The 25,840-nt window shown below is 71.3% G+C and carries 20 protein-coding genes, 4 tRNA genes and 1 pseudogene; 16 read left to right on the top strand and 9 right to left on the bottom strand.

Annotation, left to right across the window (positions count from 1 at the left end):
* From BCD49_RS02135 to BCD49_RS02145, 3 genes are read left to right on the top strand one after another with little or no spacing between them, the layout of a single operon-like run.
* A complete protein-coding gene (locus BCD49_RS02135; protein ID WP_071041047.1) occupies positions 1 to 1,560 on the top strand; it encodes an NADH-quinone oxidoreductase subunit M in 1,560 nt (519 codons plus the stop codon).
* On the top strand, positions 1,560 to 3,146 hold the full coding sequence (nuoN, locus tag BCD49_RS02140; protein WP_007514771.1) for an NADH-quinone oxidoreductase subunit NuoN: 1,587 nt from the start codon (positions 1,560 to 1,562) through the stop codon (positions 3,144 to 3,146). The genes BCD49_RS02135 and nuoN overlap by 1 nt, the downstream gene beginning before the upstream one ends.
* A gap of 7 nt (positions 3,147 to 3,153) precedes the next feature.
* Positions 3,154 to 4,155 carry a polyprenyl synthetase family protein gene (locus tag BCD49_RS02145; RefSeq protein WP_071041048.1) on the top strand — a complete coding sequence of 334 codons (1,002 nt, stop codon included), beginning with the start codon at positions 3,154 to 3,156 and terminating at the stop codon, positions 4,153 to 4,155.
* Positions 4,156 to 4,295: 140 nt separating this feature from the next.
* Here BCD49_RS02145 and BCD49_RS02150 read toward each other — a convergent pair whose 3' ends face one another.
* The 4 genes from BCD49_RS02150 to BCD49_RS02165 all read right to left on the bottom strand — a co-directional run bounded on the left by BCD49_RS02150 (position 4,296) and on the right by BCD49_RS02165 (position 11,407).
* Positions 4,296 to 5,918: a hypothetical protein gene (locus BCD49_RS02150; protein WP_071041049.1), complete on the bottom strand. Its 1,623-nt coding sequence runs from the start codon at positions 5,916 to 5,918 to the stop codon at positions 4,296 to 4,298.
* Between the two features lie 280 nt (positions 5,919 to 6,198).
* Positions 6,199 to 8,112, bottom strand: a complete 1,914-nt coding sequence (locus BCD49_RS02155; protein WP_007514775.1) for a hypothetical protein — start codon at positions 8,110 to 8,112, stop codon at positions 6,199 to 6,201.
* A gap of 338 nt (positions 8,113 to 8,450) precedes the next feature.
* Positions 8,451 to 9,524, bottom strand: coding sequence for a 2-oxoacid:ferredoxin oxidoreductase subunit beta (locus tag BCD49_RS02160; protein ID WP_071041050.1), 1,074 nt, complete (start codon positions 9,522 to 9,524; stop codon positions 8,451 to 8,453).
* The gene (locus tag BCD49_RS02165) at positions 9,521 to 11,407 is read right to left on the bottom strand and encodes a 2-oxoacid:acceptor oxidoreductase subunit alpha (RefSeq protein ID WP_007514777.1); all 1,887 of its coding nucleotides are present in this window, start codon (positions 11,405 to 11,407) and stop codon (positions 9,521 to 9,523) included. Before BCD49_RS02165 ends, BCD49_RS02160 begins: the two co-directional genes overlap by 4 nt.
* 574 nt (positions 11,408 to 11,981) lie before the next feature.
* Here BCD49_RS02165 and BCD49_RS02170 point away from each other — a divergent pair.
* The 3 genes from BCD49_RS02170 (at position 11,982) to pyrE (ending at position 14,821) form a co-directional block, all read left to right on the top strand.
* Complete coding sequence (locus BCD49_RS02170) at positions 11,982 to 13,055, top strand: Rossmann-like and DUF2520 domain-containing protein (protein ID WP_007514778.1); 1,074 nt, start codon at positions 11,982 to 11,984, stop codon at positions 13,053 to 13,055.
* A gap of 190 nt (positions 13,056 to 13,245) precedes the next feature.
* Complete coding sequence (gene htpX, locus BCD49_RS02175) at positions 13,246 to 14,112, top strand: zinc metalloprotease HtpX (RefSeq protein WP_007514779.1); 867 nt, start codon at positions 13,246 to 13,248, stop codon at positions 14,110 to 14,112.
* A 166-nt stretch (positions 14,113 to 14,278) separates the two neighbouring features.
* On the top strand, positions 14,279 to 14,821 hold the full coding sequence (gene pyrE, locus BCD49_RS02180) for an orotate phosphoribosyltransferase (RefSeq protein ID WP_071041051.1): 543 nt from the start codon (positions 14,279 to 14,281) through the stop codon (positions 14,819 to 14,821).
* 173 nt (positions 14,822 to 14,994) lie between these two features.
* Here pyrE and BCD49_RS02185 read toward each other — a convergent pair whose 3' ends face one another.
* Complete coding sequence (locus BCD49_RS02185) at positions 14,995 to 15,483, bottom strand: YajQ family cyclic di-GMP-binding protein (RefSeq protein ID WP_007514781.1); 489 nt, start codon at positions 15,481 to 15,483, stop codon at positions 14,995 to 14,997.
* Positions 15,484 to 15,610: 127 nt separating this feature from the next.
* On the opposite strand from BCD49_RS02185, the gene BCD49_RS02190 reads away from it, so the two are divergent.
* A tRNA-Tyr gene (locus tag BCD49_RS02190) sits at positions 15,611 to 15,695 on the top strand.
* A gap of 397 nt (positions 15,696 to 16,092) precedes the next feature.
* On the opposite strand, the gene BCD49_RS02195 is transcribed toward BCD49_RS02190, so the two are convergent.
* Positions 16,093 to 17,112, bottom strand: coding sequence for a hypothetical protein (locus BCD49_RS02195; protein ID WP_051466107.1), 1,020 nt, complete (start codon positions 17,110 to 17,112; stop codon positions 16,093 to 16,095).
* Positions 17,113 to 17,463: 351 nt separating this feature from the next.
* Between BCD49_RS02195 and BCD49_RS02200 the strand changes: the two genes are divergently transcribed.
* Positions 17,464 to 18,246: a TIGR01458 family HAD-type hydrolase gene (locus tag BCD49_RS02200; protein ID WP_071041052.1), complete on the top strand. Its 783-nt coding sequence runs from the start codon at positions 17,464 to 17,466 to the stop codon at positions 18,244 to 18,246.
* A gap of 41 nt (positions 18,247 to 18,287) precedes the next feature.
* Positions 18,288 to 18,836 carry a gamma-glutamylcyclotransferase family protein gene (locus BCD49_RS02205; protein WP_007514784.1) on the top strand — a complete coding sequence of 183 codons (549 nt, stop codon included), beginning with the start codon at positions 18,288 to 18,290 and terminating at the stop codon, positions 18,834 to 18,836.
* A 206-nt stretch (positions 18,837 to 19,042) separates the two neighbouring features.
* Here BCD49_RS02205 and BCD49_RS02210 read toward each other — a convergent pair whose 3' ends face one another.
* Entirely contained in the window at positions 19,043 to 20,686 is a 1,644-nt protein-coding gene (locus BCD49_RS02210; protein ID WP_007514785.1) for a GH25 family lysozyme, read from the bottom strand.
* 560 nt (positions 20,687 to 21,246) lie between these two features.
* On the opposite strand from BCD49_RS02210, the gene BCD49_RS02220 reads away from it, so the two are divergent.
* The 3 genes from BCD49_RS02220 (at position 21,247) to rpmG (ending at position 22,127) form a co-directional block, all read left to right on the top strand.
* Positions 21,247 to 21,319, top strand: a tRNA-Thr gene (locus BCD49_RS02220).
* Positions 21,320 to 21,409: 90 nt separating this feature from the next.
* Positions 21,410 to 21,483: transfer RNA gene (locus tag BCD49_RS02225), tRNA-Met, on the top strand.
* A gap of 512 nt (positions 21,484 to 21,995) precedes the next feature.
* Complete coding sequence (gene rpmG / locus BCD49_RS02230; RefSeq protein WP_232794253.1) at positions 21,996 to 22,127, top strand: 50S ribosomal protein L33; 132 nt, start codon at positions 21,996 to 21,998, stop codon at positions 22,125 to 22,127.
* Between the two features lie 192 nt (positions 22,128 to 22,319).
* Here the strand turns inward: rpmG and BCD49_RS02235 are convergent, their stop codons facing one another.
* Positions 22,320 to 22,736 carry a VOC family protein gene (locus tag BCD49_RS02235; protein WP_027140162.1) on the bottom strand — a complete coding sequence of 139 codons (417 nt, stop codon included), beginning with the start codon at positions 22,734 to 22,736 and terminating at the stop codon, positions 22,320 to 22,322.
* 230 nt (positions 22,737 to 22,966) lie between these two features.
* Between BCD49_RS02235 and BCD49_RS44720 the strand changes: the two are divergent.
* Both BCD49_RS44720 and BCD49_RS44725 read left to right on the top strand, forming a co-directional pair.
* Positions 22,967 to 23,416, top strand: a pseudogene (locus tag BCD49_RS44720) (FAS1-like dehydratase domain-containing protein); the annotation flags it as partial.
* Positions 23,417 to 23,470: 54 nt separating this feature from the next.
* Entirely contained in the window at positions 23,471 to 23,917 is a 447-nt protein-coding gene (locus tag BCD49_RS44725) for a MaoC family dehydratase (RefSeq protein WP_063630202.1), read from the top strand.
* 122 nt (positions 23,918 to 24,039) lie between these two features.
* Here the strand turns inward: BCD49_RS44725 and BCD49_RS02250 are convergent, their stop codons facing one another.
* Entirely contained in the window at positions 24,040 to 25,248 is a 1,209-nt protein-coding gene (locus tag BCD49_RS02250; RefSeq protein ID WP_071041053.1) for a pyridoxal phosphate-dependent aminotransferase, read from the bottom strand.
* A gap of 178 nt (positions 25,249 to 25,426) precedes the next feature.
* Between BCD49_RS02250 and BCD49_RS02255 the strand changes: the two genes are divergently transcribed.
* Positions 25,427 to 25,499, top strand: a tRNA-Trp gene (locus BCD49_RS02255).
* A 33-nt stretch (positions 25,500 to 25,532) separates the two neighbouring features.
* The gene (gene secE / locus BCD49_RS02260) at positions 25,533 to 25,781 is read left to right on the top strand and encodes a preprotein translocase subunit SecE (RefSeq protein ID WP_071041054.1); all 249 of its coding nucleotides are present in this window, start codon (positions 25,533 to 25,535) and stop codon (positions 25,779 to 25,781) included.
* Positions 25,782 to 25,840: the final 59 nt, after the last annotated feature.

Here is a 25,840-nt window from a genome sequence, read left to right on the forward strand (position 1 = left end):
GTGCATAGCGTTCCCTGGCTGACGATCCTGCTGGTCATCCCAGTCGCCGGCGCGATCCTGGTCGCGCTGCTGCCCAAGAGTGCGAGCACGCTGGCCAAGCAGGCCACCCTGTTCCTCACGCTCGTCGAGCTGGTGCTCGCGGTGCTCGCCACCATCGCCTACGAGCCCGACAAGCCCGGCTTCCAGTTCGCCCAGCGGTATGACTGGATCAAGCAGTTCGGCGTGTCCTACTCGGTCGGCGCCGACGGCATCTCGATCGTGCTGATCCTGCTGGCCTCGGTCCTGATGCCGGTCGTGGTGCTGGCCTCCTGGCACGAGTCCGAGCAGGGCAAGCGCGGCGTCGGGGCGTTCTTCTCGCTGCTGCTCGCGCTGCAGGCCGGCATGGTCGGCGTCTTCGCGGCCACCGACGTGTTCCTGTTCTACGTCTTCTTCGAGGCGATGCTCATCCCGATGTACTTCCTCATCGGGAGCTACGGGGCGCCGAAGGAGCAGACGCAGCGCTCGTACGCGGCGGTCAAGTTCCTGCTCTACAGCCTGTTCGGCGGCCTGCTGATGCTCGCCGCGGTCATCGGCCTCTACGTGGTCTCGGTGCACCAGCTCGGGCACGGCACGTTCGACTTCGCCGCGCTGCGCCAGATGCACATCAGCGAGGGCACGCAGAAGTGRCTGTTCCTCGGCTTCTTCATCGCGTTCGCCATCAAGGCTCCGCTGTTCCCGTTCCACACCTGGCTGCCGGACGCGGGCGCCCAGTCGCCCACCGGCGGCGCGGTGCTGCTCGTCGGGGTGCTCGACAAGGTCGGCACCTTCGGCCTGATCCGCTACTGCATCCCGCTGTTCCCGGACGCGGCCGACTACTTCGCCCCGCTGGTGCTCGCGCTCGCGGTGATCGGCATCTTCTACGGCGCGCTGCTCGCGATCGGGCAGCGTGACATGAAGCGGCTGGTGTCGTACACGTCGCTCGCCCACTTCGGCTTCATCGCGCTGGGCTGCTTCGCCTTCACCTCGCAGGCCGGCACCGGCGCGGTGCTCTACATGGTCAACCACGGCCTGTCGACCGGCCTGCTGTTCCTGGTGGTCGGCTTCCTGGTCGCCCGCCGCGGCAGCCGGGACGTCGACGCCTACGGCGGCATGGCGAAGGTCACCCCGGTCCTCGCGGGCGTGTTCCTCGTCGCCGGGCTCTCGTCGCTGGCGCTGCCCGGCCTGAACAGCTTCGTGTCGGAGTTCCTCGTCCTGGTCGGCACGTTCACCGAGTACAAGGCGCTGGCGATCGTCGCGACCTGCGGCATCGTGCTGGCGGCCCTCTACGTGCTGCACCTGTACAAGCGGACGATGACCGGGCCGGTCGTGCACGAGGAGAACAAGCTCGTCGCAGACCTCTCCCTGCGGGAGAAGCTGGTGGTCGCACCGGTGGTCGCGCTCATCGTCGCCCTGGGCGTCTACCCGAAGCCTCTGATCGACATCATCAACCCGACGGTCACGGCCACGTTCTCCGATGTCGGGCACCACGACCCGGCACCGAGCGTCCCGGTGGCCGGTGTGACCACCACCGGAGGCCACTAGTGAGCGCCGCTCCCGTCTTCCTCGGCGCCTCGTCCGCGACGACCATCGCCCCGATCCAGACGCCGCACGTCGAGTACTCCTCGATCAGYCCGCTGCTGATCGTGCTCGGGCTCGCGTTCGCCGGCATCCTGGTCGAGGCGTTCGCGGCGCCCGCGGCCCGCCGGCGGATCCAGCCGCTGCTTGCCTTCGCCGGCTTCGCCGCGGCGTTCATCGCCGTCGTGCTGCTGCACTCCCGCCGCTCCACGCTGGTGTCCGGCGCGCTCGCCATCGACGGCCCGACGCTGTTCCTGGAAGGCACGATCCTGCTGTTCGGCCTGTTCACGGTGCTGCTGGTCGCCGAACGCCGGCTGGACTCCTCGGGCGGTGCCATCGTCGCCTCGGCGGCGGTCACTCCCGGCGCGGCGGGGTCGACCGCGATGCAGACCTCCAAGGAGGTCCAGACCGAGGCCTACCCGCTGCTGGCCTTCTCGGTCTCCGGGATGCTGATGTTCGTCGCCTCGAACAACCTGCTGGTGATGTTCGTCGCGCTGGAGATCCTCTCGCTGCCGCTCTACCTGCTGGCCGGGCTCGCCCGCCGCCGGCGCCTGCTCTCGCAGGAGGCGGCGCTGAAGTACTTCCTGCTCGGCGCGTTCTCGTCGGCGTTCTTCCTGTACGGCCTGGCGATGATCTACGGCTACGCCGGCACCGTGCGCCTCGGCGCCATCGCCGACGCGGCCGGCACCGCGGGCGCGAACGACACCTACCTCTACCTCGGGGTGGGTCTGCTCGCCGTCGGCTTCTTCTTCAAGATCGGCGCGGCGCCGTTCCACTCCTGGACGCCGGACGTCTACCAGGGCTCGCCGACGCCGGTCACCGCCTTCATGGCCGCGGCCACCAAGGTCGCCGCCTTCGGCGGGCTGCTGCGGGTCTTCTACGTCGCCTTCGGCGGGCTGCGGTGGGACTGGCGGCCGGTCGTCTGGGGTGTAGCGATCCTCACCATGGCCATCGGCGCCGTGCTGGCGCTGACCCAGCGCGACATCAAGCGGATGCTGGCCTACTCGGCCATCGCGCACGCCGGCTTCCTGCTCGTCGGGCTGGCGGCCGCGAACACCGACGGCCTGTCCGGCTCGATGTTCTACCTGGTCACCTACGGGTTCACGACGATCGCCGCGTTCGCCGTCGTCTCGCTGGTCCGCACCAGCGACGGCGAGGCCAGCGACCTGTCCCAGTGGCAGGGTCTTGGGCGGACATCGCCATGGCTCGCGGGAATCTTCGCCTTCCTCCTGCTCGCGCTCGCCGGCATCCCGCTCACCAGCGGCTTCACCGGCAAGTTCGCGGTGTTCCAGTCGGCCATCGAGGGGGACGCCACCCCGCTGGTCGTCATCGCGCTGGTGTGCAGCGCGATCGCCGCGTTCTTCTATGTCCGGGTGATCGTGCTGATGTTCTTCTCCGACCCGCCGGCCGACGGCCCGGTCGTGGTCACCCGGCCGAGCCTCACCTACGCCACGGTCGGCGTCGGCGCGCTCGTCACCCTGCTTCTCGGCGTGGCTCCGCAGCCTTTGTTGGACCTCGCCAGTCACGCGGCGGCCTCAGGCTTCGTACGCTGATGGCGGTATGAGCAGAACCGGGCTGGACACGATGGGGATCAGGGCAGACCCTGATCTCGAATCCGCCGTGCGAGCGGGCCTCACCGACGTCGAGCGACTCCTGCGCGAGGCGGTCCGCAGTGAGTTCACGTTCGTCACGGAGGCGTCGCGGCATCTCACCGACGCGGGCGGGAAACGCTTCCGTCCGATGGTGGTGCTGCTCGCGGCGCACTTCGCCGACTCGGCCGCGCCGGAGGTGATCCAGGCCGCGGCCGCCATCGAGCTGACCCACCTGTCGACCCTGTACCACGACGACGTGATGGACGAGGCCCCGCTGCGACGCGGGGCCGCGTCCGCCAACGCCCGGTGGACGAACACGGTGGCGATCCTCGTCGGGGACTACCTGTTCGCTCGGGCCTCGGAGATCACCGCGGACCTCGGCCCCGAGGCGACCAGGATCCTCGCGCAGACGATCGCGACGCTGTGCGAGGGCCAGATCCGCGAGACCGTCGGGCCGATGCCGGACGACGACCCCGTCGAGCACTACCTTCGGGTCGTCACCGGCAAGACCGCGTCGCTGATCGCCGCGTCCGGCCGCTTGGGCGCGATGATGGCCGGCGCCGACCCGGTGACGGCCGACATCATGGCCACCTTCGGGGAGCGCATCGGCGTCGGCTTCCAGCTGTCCGACGACATCATCGACGTCGCCTCCGACAGCRCCGCCTCCGGCAAGACCCCCGGCACCGACCTGCGGGCCGGCGTCCGCACGCTGCCGATGCTGTACGCCCTGCGCGGCCGGGACGCGGGGGCGGACCGGCTGCGCGAGTTGCTGGCCGACGGCTTCGCCTCGGACGCGGCGCTCGGCGAGGCGATCGAGATCCTGCGCGCCCACCCCGGAATGGACGAGGCCCGCGCCCAGCTGAGCTCCTGGGCGTCGAGCGCCCGTGACTGCCTGGCTCCGCTGCCGGAGGGCTCCGCCAAGGCCGCTCTCGAGAGCCTGGCCGACTTCGTCGTCGCACGCACGGGCTAGACCGCGACCACCAGCAGACCGACCATCAGCGCGTCCCAACCGGACCCGGACGCAGGCCGGCCCCGTCCCGCGATGCGGGAACGGGGCCGGCCTGCTTTTCGGGCTCCTCGTCGGCTAGGAGAACCAGTCGACCTTGTCGGCTAGGAGAACCAGCCGATCGTCGCCTTGGTGAAATAGTCGACGTTCTCCAGCGGGTCCAGGGTGACGACCGTGATCGGGTCGACGGGCATCGAGGCCGTGGAGTCGGCCGGGGTGCCCGAGTCGGTCGCGGCCGGGGTGGCCGTGTCCTGCGGCGGGGTGGTCGAAGCCTGGTCGGTCCCCTGCGATGCCGGTGCCTGTGCCGGTGCCTGTGCGGGTGCCTGATCGGTCGGCGCCGCGGCGCTGGGGGCGGTGGTGGGGTCGGTCGTGGCGTCCGGCGGGGGCGCCGTGTCGTCCTGCCCCGGCGAGGCCGTGGGCGACGGGCTTGGCGTGCCGGCTTCGGTCTCGGGGACGGTGCCGATCCCGAACCAGTTGAAGACCGAGCCCTCCGTCGGCGGCTGGTCCGCGGCCGTGGTGGCCGGAGTGCCGGTCGTCGGGTCGGGCGCGGACACGTCTCGCGGGGTGAGCGGGATGATCGGAACCCCGCCGCTACCGAGCCCGTCCGTCGGGTACGAGGAGTCCGTGGAGGTGTCCACGGTCGGGTCGTACGTGCCGTCGTATGTCGGGGCGAGGGCCTCGAGCGTCGGGTCGTACCCGGCCGCGGCGTCGAGGTAGCCGTCACCGGCGTCCGAGGAGTCGGACTGGTTGGGCACGAGCGGTATCACCGGCACCGCTGGTGTAAGGCCCGGCGTGATCGGCGACGAGGCACTCGCCGCGGACGAGTCGGCCCCGGAGCCGGACGACTGGACGGCTGGGAACTGGCCCGTCGACGTGCCGCCACCCGGCCCGGCCGGAATGGTCAGCGGTCCGGTGTCCGTGGCGAGCACCGCGCTGCCCACGAGCGCGGACAGACCGGCGAGCGAGGCCGTGCTCGCGATGGCGAGCTTCGCCCTGGCGCTGCCAGGCCGCCCGAGAGGCGCCCGGTGCGCTCCCGGAGCCCGTTGCTGTGCGCCTTCACTCTTCTCGCCTTTTGCCCGGGTGCTGCCGCCGCCCGGCGCGCCTCGCCTGCCGGGGGTACGCGTCTCCTGGTCGGCCCCGGTGTCGAAGGCCCTGGTGTCGGTGCCCCGCGCCGAGCGAGCGGCCGGGGTGGCGGCGACGAACGTCGTGCCCAGTGGAACGGCCGGGATGACCAGTGCGTCGTCGTAGGACGACCCGTCATCGAGGACCGCGTAGTCGGTGTCGTCCGCGTACTCGCTGTCGGCGGCGTAGCCACCGTCAGCGTTCGGGTAGCCGTAGCCGTAACCATCGGCATAGGCCTGGCCGCCCGGCGGGTAGCCGTGGCCGCCCGAGTAGTCGGGGCGGCCGTGGCCGGCGGGGTCCGGGTGGCTCCGATAGCCCTCGTAGCTGTGCCCGTAACCGCCGCCCTGTGGCTCGGCGGCGCGGTCGCGGCGCGCGGAGGTACTGAGCGAGATCGGGCCGGTCACCGTGTCGAGCTCGCCGGGCGKAAGCACCGCCGGGCGCGGTGGAACCGACGCCTGGAAGGTCGGCTGGGGTGGCACGCCCCTGGAGGCGAGGCCGTGCCCGCGAGCGAATGGCCAGCCCGCGGGCTCCTCGGCCGGTGGGTAGGCCAGGTGGGCGTCCTGGGTGCCGGCCCAGCTCTGCTGACCGGCGGTGTAGTTAGCCACGTCGCGCTCCAGTGGGCGTCAGCGCGCCGACGAGCACCAGATGGCACCCGACCGCGTTCTCATGGTGGCGGCAGTTGCGCCTGTGCCAGTCGTGACTGTGCCTGTTACGGCGATGCACGGAGCCTCCGGCTTTGGATCGGTGTGGACCCCCCCGGGCGACACCGCACGCACCCCCACGCGCACACCACACCATACCGGACATCGATCACGTTCGCGTATCGGGGTGCCACCATCGGAAACCGTCCGGGCAGACAACAACTAGTCAACGGATGGCGGATGATCATTCCCCTGGGACCGGGAACGGGGCCGGGGGAGCTGGTGGGAAGTTCCCGCGCACCGCTGGCGTCACGGTCGTCGTCGGCGCCGGCGCCGGCGCGCGCGGCTTCCCCACGCTGGGGGTCGCGCCGGCCTGCGACGGGTGGACGGGGGCACCGACGGCCTGGCCGAAGGCGCCGCCCGGCGGCATCGTCCCGGCCGCCGACGTGGCCGGCGCGGCCGGCGCGCCAGCGGCACCGCGCTGGGTCAGGGCGATCACTGGGAAGGGATAGGTCCTGGTCACGCGCGGCTGCTCACCGCCGGGGGCGAGCGTCCCGGCCGTCAACGCGTCCCGGCCACCCTGGTCATCGCCCGCGCCGACCAGCCGCAGCGCGAGGGTGCCCGCGACCGCGGCCACCAGGAGGCAGCAGACCGCGAGCAGCGCGACCCGCCGCCGCCGGCGCCGCCGCGCCCGTAGACCACGAGTTCCCGTCGGTGCGACGACGGCCCCCGTGGCGGCCGGCTCGTCGCTCGACGCCGCAGGCTCGTCCGCCGACGTCGCGCCGGCCGTCGAGTCGTCCGTGGAGCCTTCGGCCGTTGAGCCGTCCGCCCAGGCTCCCGCGGGGAGAACCGCCGTGGCGTCCGGAGCCGCGAACGTCATCGGTGGCCACGCGTCGCCGGCGTCGGCCGGCCACGTCGAGTATGGCCACGCCGTGTCAGCCGGGGCCAGGTCCGGCGCCGCGGTGGCCTGCTGCGTCAGGTCGTCGGACCAGGCGGGCGCCACCGGCATGATCGGGATGGCGCTGGTGTCCGTCGCGGCGAACCCGCTGCCACCGAGGTCCGCCGGCGGCGGCGGGTAGTAGAGCGGAAACGCGCCGGTCTGCGCCGCGGGGTCCTCCGCCGGCGGGAACGGCGTACTTCCCGGAGCGCCCGGCGGCTGCTGGTAGATCGTCCGCTGGTAGGCGTAGAACTCGACCTGGTAGCCGGTGACCTGGCGGGACTGCTCCGGGTCCGGCTGGTCGCCGTAGGACGGGCTCTGCCCATACGCGCCATACGCGCCGTACCCGCCGCCATACGCGTCCGGCGTGAACTGGCCCTCGTATGGCGGCCCGGGCAGCTGGGTGGGCGGGCCGGCGAACGGGGCGGCCGGGTACTGCTGGGGTACCGGCGGTGACTCGTGGCGGGGACCGATCGGGATCGCGCCGGTGTCGGCGGGCGTGAACCAGTCGCCGGGATCTGGCGGCGACCCCTGGTCGGGCTGCCCGTATACCCACTGGCCATAGGGCGCCGGCGGTGGAATGCCGTAGTCCGCCGAAGCGTCGATGGGCACCGACGCCTGACCGGGCGCCAGGTGCGTCCCGGACTCGCCGTACGCCGGCCAGCCCGGCGGTTCTGGGGCTGGGGAGGCGGCCGGCCAGCTCGACTGCTCCGCCGGGGGAGTCACCGGCCAGCCCGACTGTTCCGCCGGCCCCGGCTGTCCCGCCGACCAGCCCGGCTGCTGCTCCGGGGGAGCCGCCGGCCAGGGCACGGACTGCTCCTGCCAGGGCGAGGGCGGCGCCTGCTCGTGGTAGGACGCCTGCTCGTAGTAAGTGGCGTCGCCCGCGGGCGCCGCGGGATCGGGATACGGCGGCGGGTAGCCGCCTTGGCCCTGAGTCTGTCCCGGATAGCCGGGCGGCGGCGCGGGCGCCACGTAGTCGGCCGGATCGCGGTACGGAGTCTGCAGGTAGAGCGGGCCCAGCGGAATGGCGCTCGTCTCGCTGGGGATGAAGCCGCCGCCGAAGTCGGTGGGCGGGGGTTGGTAGGAGAGCGCGAACTCGCCGGTCCGCGGCCACGGGGAGACGTCGTCCCGGCGGGACGCGGCGCCGTCCGGGCCGGCGGGCTCGGTCGGGTTGCCATCCATCGCCGGTAGCGCCTCCGCGTCCCTGGACCGATCGATCATGCCGCCGTCCGCGAATGGAACGGGGCCTGCTACTGACCATAGTTCCACCGGATACCCGCGACCCTCACGCGGCGGGTGAGTTGGCACAGAGTTCGTGGCCCTACCGTTGCCGGACTAGCCGGTAGAAGCTAGTCGTCCCCGACGACGGTGCGGTACTCGGCGTCATCCGGACCCTTCCGCGGGCTCTGCCGTCGTCTCCGGCCAAAGCTCGATCAAAGTCCGGCCAGAGCCCGGTCAAAATCCAGCCAAAACGGCGATGGCCGGGGCGGCATGTGTGCCGCCCCGGCCATCGGGAGATCGCTGCCCGCTGACCTCGGTTGACCTCGGCCAGCTCCGGATCAGGAGATCGTCCAGGTTTCCTTGCCGGCAATCAGGGACATCAGATTGCCTTCGCCCTGGCGCTCCTTGGCCCGATCGATCTGGGCGTTGAGCTCCTCGTCGTAGCTGGGCACGTCGACGTCGCGGAAGACGCCGATCGGGGTGACACCGTGCGAGTCACCGGTCAGCCGAGACAGGGCGAACTGCTGGCTCGGGTCGACGGCGTGCGCGTCGTGGACGAGCACACCCTCGTCGCTGGCAGCGCCGACCGCCAGGCTCCCGTCGGCGGCCCGGCGGATCGCCTTGCTTCCGTCGGCGCCGAAGGCGAGCGGCTGGCCGTGCTCCAGGCGCAGGGTCACGTCGTCGCGGGTGTCCCGGTCCTTCATGGTCTCGAAGGCGCCGTCGTTGAAGATGTTGCAGTTCTGGAAGATCTCGACGAAGGCCGCGCCGGGGTGCTCCGCGGCGGCCCGCAGCACCGAGGTGAGGTGCTGGCGGTCCGAGTCGATGGAGCGGGCGACGAAGGTCGCCTCCGCGCCGAGCGTCAGCGACGTCGGGTTGTACGGCCGGTCCAGCGAGCCGTGCGGGGTCGACTTCGTGATCTTCCCGATCTCGGAGGTCGGCGAGTACTGACCCTTGGTCAGGCCGTAGATCCGGTTGTTGAACATCAGGATCTTGATGTTCACGTTCCGGCGGAGCGCGTRCAGCAGGTGGTTCCCGCCGATCGACAGCGAGTCGCCGTCACCGGTGATCACCCACACGGACAGGTCCGGCCGCGAGGTGGCGAGGCCCGTCGCGATCGCGGGCGCGCGGCCGTGGATCGAGTGCATGCCGTAGGTCTGCAGGTAGTACGGGAAGCGGGACGAGCAGCCGATGCCCGAGATGAAGACGATGTTCTCGCGGGCTACCCCCAGCTCCGGCAGGAAGCCCTGCACGGTCGAGAGGATGGCGTAGTCACCGCAGCCCGGGCACCAGCGGACCTCCTGGTCCGAAGCGAAGTCCTTGCGGCTCTGCGGACCCGGCGCGGCCGGGACCAGGTCGAGCAGCCGGTTGGTTACCCGGCCAGCGCTGACCTTGCCGTTAGTGGTGATGGTCACTGGTTGATCACATCCTCCAGAACGCCCGCGAGCTCCGCCGCCTTGAACGGGAGGCCTCGGACCTGGTTGTAGCCGATCGCGTCGACCAGGAACTCGGACCGGACCAGGGTGCGCAGCTGACCGAGGTTCATCTCGGGCACGAGCACCCGGTCGTAGGACCGCAGTACCTCGCCGGTGTTGGCGGGGAACGGGTTGAGGTGGCGCAGGTGCGCCTGGGCCACCTGCAGGCCCTTGGCCCGCACGCGGCGGACGGCCGCGGCGATCGGRCCGTATGTCGAGCCCCAGCCGAGCACGAGCACCCGGGCCGAGCCGGACACGTCGTCGACCTCCAGCGGCGCGATGTCGGCGGCGATGCCGTCGATCTTCGCCTGCCGGAGCCGGATCATCCGGTCGTGGTTGTCCGGGTCGTACGAGATCGTGCCCGAGCCGTCCGCCTTCTCCAGGCCACCGATCCGGTGCTCCAGACCCGGCGTGCCCGGCACCGCCCACGGGCGGGCCAGCGTCTGCGGGTCACGCAGGTACGGCCAGAAGTCGCCGTCGTGGTTCGGCTCGGTCGTGAGCTGGACCGGGATCTCCGGCAGGTGCTCCCGGACCGGCAGCAGCCACGGCTCGGAGCCGTTGGCCAGGTAGCCGTCGGAGAGGAGGAACACCGGCGTGCGGTATTTGGTCGCGATCCGGGCGGCCTCGATCGCGGCGTCGAAGCAGTCCGACGGCGAGCGCGGGGCGATGATCGGCACCGGCGCCTCGCCGTTGCGGCCGAACATCGCCTGCAGCAGGTCGGCCTGCTCGGTCTTGGTCGGCAGCCCCGTCGACGGGCCGCCGCGCTGGATGTCGACGATCAGCAGCGGGAGCTCGAGGCTGACCGCGAGGCCGATCGTCTCGGACTTGAGCGCGACACCCGGGCCGGAGGTGGTGGTGACCCCGAGAGAGCCGCCGAACGAGGCGCCGAGCGCCGCGCCGATGCCGGCGATCTCGTCTTCGGCCTGGAAGGTGCGGACGCCGAACTGCTTGTGCTTCGAGAGCTCGTGCAGGATGTCGGAGGCCGGGGTGATCGGGTAGCTGCCGAGGAACACCGGCAGACCGGTGAGCTCACCGGCGGCGACGAGGCCGTAGGACAGTGCCAGGTTGCCGGAGATACGGCGGTAGGTGCCCGCCTTCATCCGGGCCGGCGCGACCTCGTAGGTCACCGAGAAGGACTCGGTCGTCTCGCCGTAGTTGAACCCGGCACGAAACGCGGCGACGTTCGCCTCGGCGATCTCCGGGCGCTTCGCGAACTTCTGCCGGAGGAACTCCTCCGTGCCCTTGGTCGGCCGGTGGTACAGCCAGCTCATCAGGCCTAGGGCGAACATGTTCTTCGCCCGCTCGGCCTCCTTCTTGTTGACCACGCCGGCCACGCCCTCGGTGGCGTTCACCGCGTTGATGGTCATCGAGGTCAGCGGGACCTTGTGCACGCGGTACTTGTCCACCGTGCCGTCGGTCAGCGGATCCGCCGTGTAGCCCGCCTTCTTCAGGTTTCCACCCGTGAAGGCGTCCGTGTTCACAATGAGGTCGGCACCCGGCGGGAGGTCTTTCAGGTAGGCCTTCAAAGCGGCCGGGTTCATCGCCACCAGGACATCCGGCGCATCACCGGGCGTCAGGATGTCGTGGTCGGAGAAATGCAGCTGGAAACCGGACACACCGGCCGGACTACCCGCTGGTGCGCGGATCTCGGCGGGAAAGTCCGGGAGCGTCGACAGGTCGTTTCCGAATGTCGCCGTCTCGCTCGTGAACTGCTCGCCGGTGAGCTGCATACCGTCGCCGGAGTCGCCGGCGAACCGCACGACGACCCGGTCGAGCCGGCGGGTCTCCCGCTCCCGGGCCTGCTCGCGGACCTGCTCAGACACCTTCAGTAACCTCCTCAGGTACCGGCCCAGCCTACCTGGCGGCCTATTTGGGCGCGCGCATAGCGGCGCCTGTGCTGCCGGGGGGTGAGCCGTCCAGCAGGTCGGGGTGGCACCAGCTCGTCCGTAGTCCTATCACGCTCTGTGTTGGCGGCATCTCTGCCTGTCGTGTCACTCGCGCGTTGTCGGATGGGTGACGGTGCCACGAGCCAGGACGGCGTTGGCCAGGACGGCACCCCTGTCGGCGAAATTGTGCACGTCGGCTCCTCGCCGGCCGCCGATGTCGGGTATTTGTCACTCGGGCGATCGCAACCGCCACTTCCCGGCATGGCATGGCGCGAGCCATTCCAGCCAGTCGTCGCACACCTCATCCGATGACTTCGCCCACAGTGTGTGATTCGTCTCTCTCGTGGTCGCGACGGGCTCTGCCCAAGACCCGGCCGCCCAAGACCCGGGCCGCTCGAGACGTGCCGGACCGGTGAAAACCGCGGTCCGGCCGGGCAGGAAGTGGGGACGGACAGCGGGAGACGGACAGCGGGAGAAGGAAGTGGGGTACGGACGGCGGGAGAATCGGCCGGTGGATGCCGACCCACCCAACTCCGCCTCGGCTGGCTCAGCCCCCGTCGGTCTGGCCGGTCCCGACAGGACCGGCCAGACCGGTGACGGCGCCCGTGGGCGTGCCTTCCACGGCACCCCCACGGGCGCCCTCGACGTCGGGTTCGTCGGCTTCGGCCGCGCCGGCGCGGCGTTCGCCGTGGCGCTCGCCGAGGCCGGCCATCGTCTCGTCGGGGTGACAACACACTCCGACGCCTCGGCCGCCCGCGCCCGCCGCTTCCTCCCCGGGGCCCCGCCACTGGCCGCGACGGAGCTGGCCGCCCGCGTCGACGTGCTGATCCTCGCGGTCTCCGACGACGCGATCGCTCCCGTCGCCGCCGAGCTCGCCAGCGCCACCGAACCCGCGGGCCCGCGGGCGGGCAGCGTCGTCGTTCACCTGAGCGGACGGCACGGGCTCGCCCCTCTTGCGCCGGTCGTGGCCCGCGGCGCGAGCCGCGCCGCGATCCACCCGATCATGAGCCTGGCCGGTCTCGACCCGGCCATGGACGCCGCCCACCTGCGCTCCACCACCTTCGGCGTTACGGCCGATCCGGCGGCCGCCTCCGTCGCCCGGCGGGTGGTCACGGACGTGGGCGGCCGGTTCGTCGAGGTGCCCGACGAGGCGCGCACCCTCTACCACGCGGCGCTGGTGCTCGGTGCGAACTACCTGGCGGCGCTGGCCGGCGCGAGCGCCGACCTGCTGGCCGCCGCGGGCGTGACCGACGCGAGCGCGGCGCTTGCCCCGCTGCTGCGAGTGTCACTCGACAACGCGCTGCGCGACGGCGACGTCGCCACCACCGGCCCGGTGCGCCGAGGCGACGCCAGTACGGTCGCCGCCCATCTCGAGGCGCTGCGAGCGGCGGACCCGGCCGCCGTCCCCGCCTACCGCGCGCTTTCCCAGCTCGCGGTTCAGCGCCTGGTGGCCGCCGGTCTCCTCTCTACTCGCGCCGCCGCGGACCTCCGTGCCACGCTCGAAGCCTCCGGCACCTCCGCCGCCTCCGCCGGGCCGGACAGGTCGGACAGGTCGGACGGGCCGAACGGGCCCGACCGGTCATGATCCGAGCCGGGAGGGTTCAGGGCCTCGCGGTCCGGGGATGGTYGGGGAACCTACGAGGCAGGCTCGGCCTGCGGAGATTGCCGTGCAAGCCGGGCGTTACCGACGCAACGGGCATGGATGGGAACGCCTCGCGACGTCTCTGGCGTTGAGCTGGGTGCAACCTTCTGACACGACAGGACAACGGGACGCCATGTCTCACCTCAACGGTCTCAAGACCGCCTTGCTACTCGGAGTGCTGTCGGCCGCCATCCTGGCCGTGGGATCCATCTTCGGACGGAACGGGCTGATCATCGCGCTCGTCCTCGCCGTCCTGATGAACGGCTTCTCGTACTTCTACTCGGACAAACTCGCGTTGCGTGCCATGCGCGCGTACCCGGTGAGCCAGGTCGAGCAGCCACGCCTCTACGCCATCGTCCGCGACCTCGCGACGCGCGCTCGGATGCCGATGCCGCGCCTGTACCTGAGTCCCACCAGCGCGCCCAACGCCTTTGCCACCGGCCGGAACCCTAAGAACGCGGCGGTGTGCTGCACCGAGGGCATCATGGAACTCATGGACGACCGCGAGCTGCGCGGAGTCCTYGGCCACGAGCTCAGCCACGTCTACAACCGGGACATCCTCATCGCCTCGGTCGCCGGCGCGCTCGCCAGCGTGGTCGTCTATCTCGCCAACTTCGCCCAGTTCGCCGCCATCTTCGGTGGCGGACGCAACGAGGACGGCCCGGGCATGTTCGAGCTGCTGCTCCTGATCATCCTCGGCCCGGTGGCCGCGACGATCATTCAACTGGCCATCAGCCGCGCCAGGGAGTACCAGGCCGACGCGTCCGGCGCGACCCTGACCGGCGACCCGCTCGGTCTTGCCAGCGCTCTGCGCAAGCTGGAGGCCGGCACCGCCGCCCGCCCGCTTGCCCAGAGTTCTCGGCTTGCCCCGGTCTCCTCCCTGATGATCGCCAATCCGTTCCGGGCGGGCGGGGTCGTCCAGCTCTTCTCCACCCACCCCCCGATGGACGAGCGCATCGCCCGCCTGGAAGAAATGGCCCGTCTGAACCCCTACCGCTGATCTCGCCGGTTGCCGGGATCTTCTGGCCGATCCGGTCCTTCCGGTCGTCGTCGCGTCGCGCGGCCGGACGTGCCCGCGCCGCGACGTCGTCGCCGCCGCACAAAAGTGATCTTGAAAGGACTTGGCGGCGGTGAGCGGAGGTCGTCGATCGCTAGAGTCGGCAGACGTGGCCGACGACTCCGCGACTGAGATCTCGACGCTGGCTGCCCGGGTTCGGGCGGCGGCGCTGTTGACCGGCAGCTTCGTACTGCGTTCCGGGAAGACGAGCACCGAGTATTTCGACAAGTACCGGTTCGAGGCGGATCCGGTCCTGCTCGCGGACATCGTCACCGCGATGGTCCCGCTGCTGCCGGCCCGAGCCGAGCTGCTCGCCGGCCTGGAACTCGGCGGGGTTCCGCTGGCCACCCTGCTGTCGGCCCGCACCGGGCTTCCGRCCCGCTTCGTCCGCAAGAAGGCGAAGGAGTACGGCACCCGTCAGATCGCCGAAGGCGGTGACTTCGCCGGCCGGTACGTCGTACTCGTCGAGGACGTCGTCACCAGCGGGGGCGCGGTCCTGGACGCGACGAGGGTCCTGCGCGAGCAGGGCGCGACCGTCGAGCACGTCGTCTGCGTCATCGACCGTCAGGAAGGCGGCGCCGAGCGTCTGGCCGACCTCGGTCTGACCCTCCACCCGGCGCTCACCCGCGCCCAGCTCGACGCCGTGGCATAGGCAGGCAGGCGGCATAGTCGGTCCGCATGCCGAAGCCGCATGCCGAAGCCGCATGACCAGGCCGGATGGCCAGGTTCGCGAAGCGGGGGTGGCTCCGGAGATCACTCCGGAGCCACCCCCGCTTCCGCCCCACCGACCGCGATGATCGCGGGATCGGGCGGCTCGACAGTCCGTCAGCGGTAGTTGATGAACTGCAGCGCGACCTCGAAGTCCTCGGACTTGAGCATCTGGATGACAGCCTGCAGGTCATCGCGCTTCTTGCCGCTGACGCGGAGCTGGTCGCCCTGGATCTGGGCCTGCACACCCTTCGGGCCGTCCGCGCGGATCTTCTTGGCGATCGCCTTGGCCTTCTCGTCGGGGATGCCCTGCGTCACGGTGATGGCCAGGCGGAACTCCTTGCCGGCCTGCTTGGGCTCGTCGTGCTGGAGGGCCTTGAGCGAGATGCCGCGCTTGACGAACTTCTCCTGCAGCACGTCGAGCACCGCCTTGACCCGCTCCTCGCTGTTCGCGACCAGCGAAATCGAGTCGCCGGTGTGGGTCGCGGCGGCGTCGGTGCCCCGGAAGTCGAAGCGATTCTTGATCTCCTTGGCGGTCTGGTTGACCGCGTTGTCGATCTCTTGGGTGTCCACCTTGCTGACGATGTCGAAGGACGGGTCCGCCACAGCGAGGAGCCTCCTGTCGGGGTCGGTTGTGAGGGGCAGTCGCCGCTGCCCACGAGGCCAGGGCCGCATACCGGGGACCTCGCCCCGGCGGCACCTCCGCCGCTACCGGTATGCTCATCCACGACACGGCAGGTTGCCCGAGCGGCCAAAGGGAGCGGTCTGTAAAACCGTCGGCTCAGCCTACGATGGTTCGAATCCATCACCTGCCACCACCCCGATCTAGTCGCAAAGCGGCAGGTCACCGGCCCCGGAGCGAACACCGGGGCCTTTTTCATGCCCACGGCCAGTCCTGGTCGATCGTTGCCGTTGCCGTTGCCGGGTGGCCGTGGACGATGCTGGGCCGTGGGCCGTGGGCCGTGGGCCGTGGGCCGTGGGCCGTGGGCCGTGGGCGGTGCGCGGCCGCCGGTCGTCGTCCAGGGCCGGCGCGGCCTCGATTCACCGGCTGGCCACCACGTCGGCGCCGTCGGCGCATGTGGCGTAGACCAAGGACCCCACCCAGGCACGCAACCGCGGATCACCACCGTCGACGCCAACCGGACCATCGCGTTTCGCGCCCGCCGTGAGGTCGCCCGCGTCCCGTGTCTTCCGAGATCAGTCAGACGGTTGGCGTCACCGGCGGCGCGTTCCGTCTGACTGATCGTGGGCTAGGCCGTGACTTGGTCGTTGGCGGTGGGGAAGGGCCTGGCGGGCGGCGCGGGTGAGCTGATCGATGACGATGCCCGGTCTGGTGCGGATGATCAGACTGGGGAAGCGGAGCAGAAATGAGATGTCTGGGCTGGCGATGGTGATCTCGTTCTGGCGGAGCATGTCGTCGCACCAGGTCTCACCGTGCCAGTGGAACCCGCCGTCGATCTCGACCCATAGCCCGAGCCCGGACCAGAACATGTCCAGGTAGCGCCGTCGGCCCGCGGCGTCCGTTCGGACGGCTTGGCGGGTGGCCGGCGGCAGTCCGGCCCGCCGGACGAGCGCGCCCATGCGCAGCTCGGCAAGGGAATGGGCGCCGCCCTCGACGTCGTCGAGAACGAGGGCGAGCAGGCGACGATGGCGCAGCCGGCCCACCGCGCCGAGTTCTGCCCGAAGAGCCGAGACCGGGACGAGCCGCTGCTGCACGGTGGCGGCGATGAGCGCGGCGGCGCGGGTCGCGTTCGCTGACCAACCCGCCGCGTCGATCACGGACCGGGCGGTCCGGGTTCTCGGCGGCATTCGGGTCGGATGGACGTCCGAGGTGAGAAACCGCCGTGACTCATGGACCTGGACGCCGGGCAGCCGTGGGACGCGGGTCCCGAAACCGCGCGGGACCAGGACGTGCACGAGGTGGTCGCTGAATCCGCGCAATCCATCGAGATTCGCGGCGGTCACCCCGCACAGGGCAGCGTGCGGACCGGCCGCGAGCACCGCGACCCATCGTCGCCGCGACTCGCCGACCGGGCCACGATCCAGGAGGACGACCGAGCGGGCGACCAGGCGCCACCGTCGGGCCCGCAGTTGCGACCTGATCAGGTGGCGCGACACGCCGAACAGATGCAGCTGGCCACGCGAGACCACGCCTTCCTGCCGCGCGGCCAGCTCGGCGAGGCTCCGGTCTGGGGACCGGGCCGCCCAGAGGCCCTCCGCCCCGACGTCGTTCACCCTGCGACGGTGATCCGAATCCCGCCGACCCGCCACCCGCACCCGGCCGCCTGTGGACAGCCGCCCGTGGGGCGACCTTTCAAGATCAGTCAGACGCTCCGCGTCATGGGTGACGCGCTTCGTCTGACTGATTCCCGGGCGGCCGCGAGTGAGCGGACGAGCGGACGAGCGGACGAGCGGACGAGCGGACGGGTGGACGGGTGGACGAGCGGACGGGTGGGGATAGGGGTGAGTACGGGTTGAGGTGGGCGCGGGGTGATAGGTGGGTGGACCGGAGGGCGGGTGTTACGGCTGGGTTCCGGGTTGAGGGAGCGGGTTTTCGGGTGCTCGTCGGCGGTTACGGTGCCGGGCATGGGGTGTCGGGCGGTGTTCTTTGACATCGACGGGGTGCTGACCGTCTCCTGGCGGGCGTTGCCGGGGGCGGCGGATGCCGTGYGCCAGCTCCGGGACGCGGGGTTGGCGGTGGCGTTCCTGACGAACACGACCTCGCGGACCAGGGCCGCCATCGGGGCGGCGCTGCGGGCGGCCGGGATCGGGGCCGGCGATGACGAGATCATCACGGCCCCGGTGATCGGCGCCGCGTACCTGCGCCGACACCATCCCGGGGCGCGGGTGCACCTGCTCAACAGCGGCGACATCACCGCGGACCTAACGGGTGTGGCCGTCGCCGGCCCCGACGAGCGACCGGACGTCGTCATCGTCGGCGGGGCGGGACCCGAGTTCACGCACGAGGCGCTGACCACGGTGTTCCGGCACCTGCTCGACGGCGCGTCGCTTGTCGCGCTGCATCGCAACCACTACTGGGCGACCGACGGCGGCCTCACCCTCGATACCGGGGCCTACCTCGCCGGCCTGGAACAGGCGGCCGGTGTGCGCGCGAGCGTCGTCGGGAAGCCGGCATCCGAGTTCTTCCGCGCCGCCTTGGACCTGGTCGGCGTCGAGGCCGCGGAAGCGCTGATGGTCGGCGATGACGTGACCAGCGACGTGCTTGCCGCGCAGGCGATGGGCCTGACCGGAGTGTTGGTCCGTACCGGCAAGTTCCGGGCGGAGACGCTCGCGGCCGCAAGTGGTACCCCGGACCACGTCATCGACTCGGTCGCGGATCTTCCACGCCTCCTGGCCGCGAACCCGTGACGACGGCCGGCGCGGACCGCCAGGGACCGACGGGAGGCGCGATGCGGTCGCGCGAGCGGGCTGGGATCGCCGAGGCGGACATGGCCAAGGCGGAGATAGTCGAGGCGGACATACCGGTGAACGAACGCGCGGGACTCGCGTTGTTCGTCTATGGCACGTTGATGTTCGGCGAGATCGTGGAGGAGCTTCTCGGTCGCCGCCCCGACCTCACGGCGGCGGTGGCCCCGGGTTGGCGCGCCGCCCGGCTGCCGGGGCTGGTGTACCCAGGGCTGGTTCCGGCGCCGGGCCGGCGAGCGTCGGGCCTGGTGTTGTCCGGGCTCAGCGCGGCGGAGTGGGCCGTGCTCGACGACTTCGAGGGCGACGCGTACGTCCTGTGCCCGGTAGAGGCGCACACCCTCGGTGCGGGTGACGGGCTGGACGGCCCGAATGAGGGAGCGGGCCCGGGCAGGGGGGCGACGCCGGGCGCGCTGACCTATGCCTGGCGGGCTGTGGGTGAGGTCGAGGCGGGCGACGACTGGGATCCCGACTGGTTCGCGTCACATTGGCTTCGCCGCTATGCCGACCGCCTGCGCCCGGGCACGGACGTCTGACCGCGGCGAGCCGCGGTCGGGGAGTGACGGTCGGGGGAGCGGCCTTGTCCTGGCCGCCGTATCGCGGCGCGCCCTCGACCCCGCTGGTCGGCATCGCCGCCGAGTGGCATCGCCGCCGAGTGGCATTGGCCGCCGAGTGGCATTGGCCGCCGGCCGGCATCGCTGCCGGCCGGCGGCGCCACGGGGCGACGGCGACCGAGCCTGAGCTACGGCGCGGGTGCCGGGACCGGCGTGTTGTGAATCTCCGTGACCTGGTTCGTGGCGGCGTTCCAGCGCAGCTTGCCGTTCTGGAAGGCGCTCTCCCTGCCGCCGGGCACGTCGTACTCGTCGCTGACCGGCATGCCGAGCCACGAGGCGGAGCCGCCGAGTGCCAGGTACTTGTTGAGGATCTCGCCGCGTACGACGAACGCGCCGAGCGCCGGGTGCCAGTAGATCCGGCCGCCCTCGAACACGGCCTGCAGGCCGTCGGGCGCCGTCGTCCAGGAGACGTCCTCGAGCGGGCGGCGCAGCGAGCCGTTGCTGCCGCCGTAGGCGAGATACTTCTGCGCGATCGGGCCGAACAGCGCGCGTGTGCCGGTCTCGACCGACCAGAACATCAGCCCGTTGGCGTACGGCTGCCACCGGCCGCCCCCGCCGGCCGGGCCCTCGGCGCGGGCCGGCGCTCCCAGGGAGAGGTGTAGCAGCGGCTCGGCGGCGTACCGGGCGGCGATCTCGTCGCGGGTTCCGTCGGCGCTGCTCGTCAGGTCGGCCGCGCTGCAGCAGAACGCGTTGACGTCGACATGCCCGGGGATGCCAGGGACCGCGCCGCCGGAGTCGTACTGCCAGATCAGCCACTTCTGCCAGCCGCCGGGCAGCCAGCCGGGGTCGGCGTTGCTGTTGTAGATCGCGAACCAGAGCGGGTACTTCGCGAACGACTGGGTATTGGCGATCTTGTCGGTCCAGAACGAGCGGAAGGTGTAGAGGATCGGGGTCCGGCCGGTCTGGCTCTCCACCTCGCGCAGGAAGGCCTGGGTCCAGGCGGTCAGGTCCGTGGGGCTGAGGCCACCGGTGATCTCCAGGTCGAGCACCGGGGCCAGCATTCCGGGGGTGTTGACGTTGCCCGCCGCCGCGAGGAAGTGGTGGGCCTGGTCGATGGCCGTGGAGATCGGCAGCGCGGGCCGGGCGTAGTGATAGGAGCCGACCACCAGGCCCGCGGCCTGGGCGCCGGCCTTGTCCGCCGCGTAGCTCGGGTTGGTGTACTTCGTTCCCTCGGTCGCCTTGATGACGGCGAACGAGTTGCCGGCGGCCTTGACGGCGTTCCAGTCGATCGAGGCGCCGTTCTGATGCTGCCAGGACGAGATGTCGACGCCGCGTGGCCAGGCCGGGTTCGGCGCGGCGGCGGCGGCCGTCGCCGTCGTCGAGAGCGCGAGGGCGGTGACGGCCAACAGGGCGATCCGCGGCGCGAGCTGCCCGTTCCGCCGCTGTTCGGCCGCCCGCGGTTCGCGACCGCCTGGAGGACGAGTTCGCGGCAGGCCGCCCGTGCGGCCGGGAGCGACCTTCATCGTGACGGCCGCGACGTCCTGCCCGCGGGTGGAATGCCTGCCGCCGAGGCGCTGGTCGCGGGCGGGCGGCTGCGCCGGTGGCAACCCGCGAAACGGCATGGCACGGTGGTGGCTGTTCTGCCGAGGGTCGCCGAAGGTCGTGCCGGGCGGCAGCGGCGTGCCTGCCGGCACTTGGATGCCGCGCGGTCCACCTTCCACGCCCTGGGTCCACAGCAGGCCGCTGCCTGGCGGCAGATCGTCGGCCGCGCCGCCGAAGGGTGTCGCCTGTCTGTCCTGGTGGTGCCGGCCGGGGTGGTGCGTGAAGCGCATGGGCAACCCTCGCTGCTCGCGGGTTCCGCTCGGGTCCGCTCGGACAGAGCGCGGCCGTGCGTCCGATCAGCGGATGCCGACGGCCGACGACTACGCTAAGCGCGAGCTTGGCTACCTAGCGCAATCAGTTCGCGGGTCGCAACGAGTTTGTCGATGCCCTCACTCGTGATCGCTCGGCATGTCCCGGCGTTTCCGGAAGATCAGGCCATCCGGGCGCCGCCGATGTGCCGCCGCCTCCAGCGCGGGTGAGGACTCGGCGTGGCGGGCCTCGGCGCGCTCGGCGTCGCGGCGTCGCGGCGTTGACCGCCGGTCAGCTGGTCGTCGGCCGACGGCTGGTCGGCTGCCGTCGATCGGCTGCCGTCGATCGGCCGCCGGGCGACGGCCCGCGGTGGATCACGGTCGGCTGGCAAGCGCCTGGTAGGGCGGCGGCGCCAGAAAGGATTGACCTTCGGGAAGGGCCGCGCTGGGCATGGGTTCGACCATGGGCATCGCCGCGGAACCTGCTTCCCACACTGGCCCAGCCATCGTGTAACGTGTGTCCCGCGTGAGCATGAGAGCGCGCCCCTTTAGCTCAGTCGGCAGAGCGTCTCCATGGTAAGGAGAAGGTCTACGGTTCGATTCCGTAAAGGGGCTCGACGGTCCGCCAGTCGCCATGATCAGATTGGTGTCACGCGGCGGTCCCAGCCGGTACGCTGTCGCAGGGGTCGCCGCGTAGCGGTCCAAGGCGGTGTAGCTCAGTCTGGCAGAGCAAGCGGCTCATAATCGCTGTGTCGCCGGTTCAAGTCCGGCCACCGCTACCGAGGCGGGCTTATCCTGCTTGCTCCCCTTCGGGGGAGTTTCGCGGGGCGCCCGCAATGTTTGCCCAGGGGGGCGACCCCCTGGAACCCCGGGTCAGGGGGCTTTGCCCCCGACACCCCCGCCGGCTTGCGCTTCGCGCTTTGCCGGCTTCCTTGTGGGTGCGAGGCCCTCGTTGGGCTTGCGGGGCGCTCTCGGGTGGCTTGCTCCCCTACGGGGAGCTTTGCGGGATGTTCGGTCCTCGGGGGTGCTCACTGGGACCTGGCTGTGGCGTGGTCGGGGTGGGTGGGACGGTGGGAGCGGAGTAGGGGTCTGGCTGTCGGCTAGACTCGTCAGGACTTCGGTTGGGGCTAGTCCCGGGCTGGAGGGGTCGCGCGTAGCGTGCGGCTGGTCGTGGAGTGGCGGGCCCCGGGAAGAGGGGGCGGCTTCGCGGCTGTTGAGAATTGCACCCGATAACCGCTAGAGGAAGAGGCAACACGCCGTGGCCGCCACCGACGTTCGTCCGAAGATCACTATGGCGTGTCAGGTGTGCAAGCACCGGAACTACATCACGCGCAAGAACCGGCGCAACGACCCGGACCGTCTTGAGCTGAAGAAGTTCTGCCCGAACTGCCGGAAGCACACGGAGCACCGCGAGACGCGCTAGTCCTCGGCTCCACCACCGGACGCCGGCGGGAGACGGCTCCCCGCGGCCCCGAGATCGCGCCTCGCGCGTCGGGCCGGTGGTGACAACGACGAGGGTTTCGCACGCGCACCGGCCAGGCCGGCGACCGACGGTCGCCGGCCTGGTTGTGTTTGTCCTAACCGCCTCGATCCTTCGGCCCATACCTCGCGTCGGCTACGGCAGAACCAGCTGACCGATCGGGCCGGGGTTGTAGGCCACCTCCCAGCGGTAGCTGTCGGGATCGGCGAAGTAACCGGTGTAGCCGCCCCAGTCGCGTTCCACCGCGTCGTGCACCGGATCGGCGCCGGCCGCGCGGGCTGTACGCAGGACGGCGTCGACCTCGGCCGTGGTCGGAACGTTGTGGGCGAGGGTGATCGGCGGCACGCCGACTCTGGTCCCGATCGCGCCGACCTCCTTCTCGAACTCCTCCCGAGCCCAGAGCGAGAGGACGAGGCGCTCGCCAGTTCTGATCATGAGCACCTCGCCGGGCACGTCTAGTTCGGCCGTCCAACCCAGCCCGTCGAGGTAGAAGCGACGGGTGGCGGCGAGATCGGCGACGGCCAGGGTGACAAAGCTGATCCGCTGCTCCATATCGGCACGGTGCCATGGCCCGCCGACAGTCCGGGTGGGCTCGGCGGGGCGGGAGGCCTGTTCGACGCGGAACTGGGCGCCGCCCGCCCGCCCCGCACGCGGGCAGTCCACACCTCATCCACGCGTCGGGCGGCTGGGCGGCGCGCGGGACCGACAGGCGCGGTCGCGTGGTAGTGGTAGGGATGGTCGTCCCGGTCAGAGCCGGGACACCTTGTGGATCGGAGCCGTTCATGCCGCTGAGCCAGGCGTTTGTCGGGCGCGAGTTCGCCGCCGCACGGCCTTTTCTGGTCGGCCGCGAGCACATTCGGCAGTTCGCGCGGGCGATCGGGGACCCCAACCCGCTTCACCACGACCTGGCGGCGGCACGGACCGCTGGCTACCCGGACCTGGTGGCGCCGCCGACCTTCCTGGTGGCCGCCATCCCGGGACAGCTGGGCCTGCCGGTCGACGACCCGGCGTTCGGCATGGACTTCTCGCTGATCGTGCACGGCGAGCAGCGGTTCACCCTGCTGCGCCCGGTGGTCGCCGGCGACGAGCTGACCGCGGTGACCACCCTCACCGGGCTGCGGACCGTCGCGACCAACGAGGTGCTGACCGCGGGCTACGAGTTCCGCACGAGCGGTGGTGAGCTGGTGGCGACCGGTCTGTGCGGGCTGGTGTCCCGCGGCACCGCCGACCCGAACGCGGGCCCGGTGCGCGTCGGGGCGCCGGCCGGCGCGGTGGGCGCGGCCGAGGTGTCCGGCGGAGCCGCTCGGGTCGCGCTTGTCCGGTACGACGAGGTCGAGGTCGGTGCGGAGCTGCCCGCGAGGGACTTTCCGATCCGGCGCGCGGATCTGGTCCGGTACGCCGGCGCTTCCGGCGACTTCAACCCGATCCACTGGAACGAGAAGATCGCGGCCGAGGTCGGCCTGCCGGGCGTGATCGCGCACGGCATGCTGACGATGGCGACCGCGGGCCGCGTCGTCAGCGACTGGGCGGGCGACCCGGGCGCGATCCGCGAGTACGGCGTCAAGTTCTCGTCGCCGGTGGTCGTTCCGGGCGGCGACACCGGTGCCCTCGTCGAGGTTCGTGCCACCGTCGAGAAGAAGCTTCCCGACAACGTCGTGGTCGTGAACCTGACCGTCCGCTGCGACGGGGCGAAGGTCCTCATGGCGGCCAAGGCCAAGGTCCAGCTCGCCTGACGAACCGGCCCCACGGCCGGCGAGGCTCAGCGGCCGGCGGGCGGACCTGGAGAAGCGGACGTGGGGAAGACGCGGAGAACCTGCCCCGCGACGGGCGCGGACCGCCCGTCGCGGGGGCGGTCTCAGACCGCTTCGCCCAGGAGGGTGGCGATGCGGCGCACACCCTCGGCGAGGTCGTCGTCGCCGAGGGCGTACGAAAGCCTGGCGTAGCCGGGGGTGCCGAAGGCCTCGCCGGGGACGATCGCCACCCCGACCTCCTCGAGGATCACCTGGCAGAGCTCGTTCGACGACGCCGGCGTCCTGCCACGGATCGTCCGGCCGACGACGTCCCGCAGGGATGGGTAGGCGTAGAAGGCGCCCTCCGGCAGCGGGCAGCGCACGCCGGGAATGTCGCTGAGMATCCCGTGCATGGCGAGCCGGCGCCGGTCGAAGGACTTGCGCATCTCGGCCACCGCGTCCAGCGGGCCGGCGACGGCGGMCAGCGCCGCCACCTGGGAGACGTTCGCGAYGTTCGACGTCAGGTGCGACTGCAGGTTCGAAGCCGCCTTCACGACGTCCGCCGGGCCGATCAGCCAGCCGACCCGCCAACCCGTCATCGCGTAGGTCTTGGCCACTCCGTTGAGCACCACGCACCGGTCGGCGATCTCGGGCACCTCGACCGGCAGCGACGTGAACCGCGCGTCGCCGTACACCAGGTGCTCGTAGATCTCGTCGGTGACCACCCAGAGGCCGGCCTCGACGGCCCACTGGCCGATCGCGCGCACCTCCTCGGGGCTGTGCACCGCGCCGGTCGGGTTCGACGGCGAGCAGAACAGCAGGACCTTCGTGCGCGGCGTGYGCGCGGCCTCCAACTGCTCGACGGTCACCCGGTAGCCCTGCTCGGGGCCGGTGACGACGTCGACCGGCACGCCGCCGGCGAGCCGGATCGCCTCCGGGTAGGTGGTCCAGTACGGGGCGGGCAGCAGCACCTCGTCGCCCGGGTCCAGCAGGGTCGCGAACGCCTCGTAGACGGCCTGCTTGCCGCCGTTGGTGATGAGCACCTGGCTCGGCTCGACGGCGAGGCCCGAGTCGCGGCGGGTCTTCTCGGCGACGGCCTCCTTCAGCTCGGGCAGGCCGCCGGCCGGGGTGTAGTGGTGCATCTTCACGTCCCGGCATGCCTTCTCCGCGGCGGCCACGATGTGGTCCGGGGTCGGGAAGTCGGGCTCGCCCGCGCCGAACCCGATCACGTCGCGGCCCGCGGCGCGCAGCGCCTTGGCGGTGGYGTCGACGGCGAGAGTGGCGGATGGGGCGATGCCGCCGATGCGGCGCGAGATCCTGCTCATGGCGACCATGCTGCCAGAGATGTTGGGAGCCTCGTGTGAGCCAGGCGGGGCCTGCTCGCCTCCAGGGGGTATGCTCGATCCGCTCGGGCCGTCATCGCCGGTGTACGTGCGCGCCTGCTGGTAGCTAACCGCTGGTAGCCAGGCAGCGCGAGTAGTTACCAGGCGGAGTCAGGCCCGGGTAGCTCCAAGGGGCGTGGCTCAATTGGTAGAGCACCGGTCTCCAAAACCGGCGGTTGCAGGTTCGAGTCCTGTCGCCCCTGCGCAGGTCAGACGATCGAGAGTGGTGAAGAGCTGTGGCGGCGACCGACACTGACGCGGCCCCGCGGGCCAAGCAGCCCGCGCKGGCGAGYGRCCGGCGTCGTACGACACCGTTGCGGTTCTACCGCGAGGTCGTGGCGGAGCTGCGGAAGGTCGTCTATCCGAGCCGGACTGAGCTGATCACCTACGTGGTGGTCGTGCTCATCTTCGTGTCCGTGATGACCGCGATCGTGGCCTCCCTCGACTTCGGCCTCACGAAGCTGGTGCTCCAGATCTTCGGCTGACCGGTCCGTGCCCGCCGGATGCGGCGGTGCTGGCGGTCCGTGGCCGGTGCCGACCGGCT

The organism is Pseudofrankia sp. EUN1h (assembly GCF_001854645.1).
GTDB lineage: Bacteria > Actinomycetota > Actinomycetes > Frankiales > Frankiaceae > Pseudofrankia > Pseudofrankia saprophytica.

Bases quoted from the DNA above. Each gene is read 5' to 3' on its own strand.
- rpmG (WP_232794253.1), top strand. From the start codon at position 21,996: ATGGCGTGTCAGGTGTGCAAGCACCGGAACTACATCACGCGCAAGAAC.
- BCD49_RS02235 (WP_027140162.1), bottom strand. From the start codon at position 22,736: ATGGAGCAGCGGATCAGCTTTGTCACCCTGGCCGTCGCCGATCTCGCC.
- BCD49_RS02210 (WP_007514785.1), bottom strand. From the start codon at position 20,686: ATGCGCTTCACGCACCACCCCGGCCGGCACCACCAGGACAGACAGGCG.
- BCD49_RS02205 (WP_007514784.1), top strand. From the start codon at position 18,288: ATGCGGTCGCGCGAGCGGGCTGGGATCGCCGAGGCGGACATGGCCAAG.
- BCD49_RS02155 (WP_007514775.1), bottom strand. From the start codon at position 8,112: ATGATCGATCGGTCCAGGGACGCGGAGGCGCTACCGGCGATGGATGGC.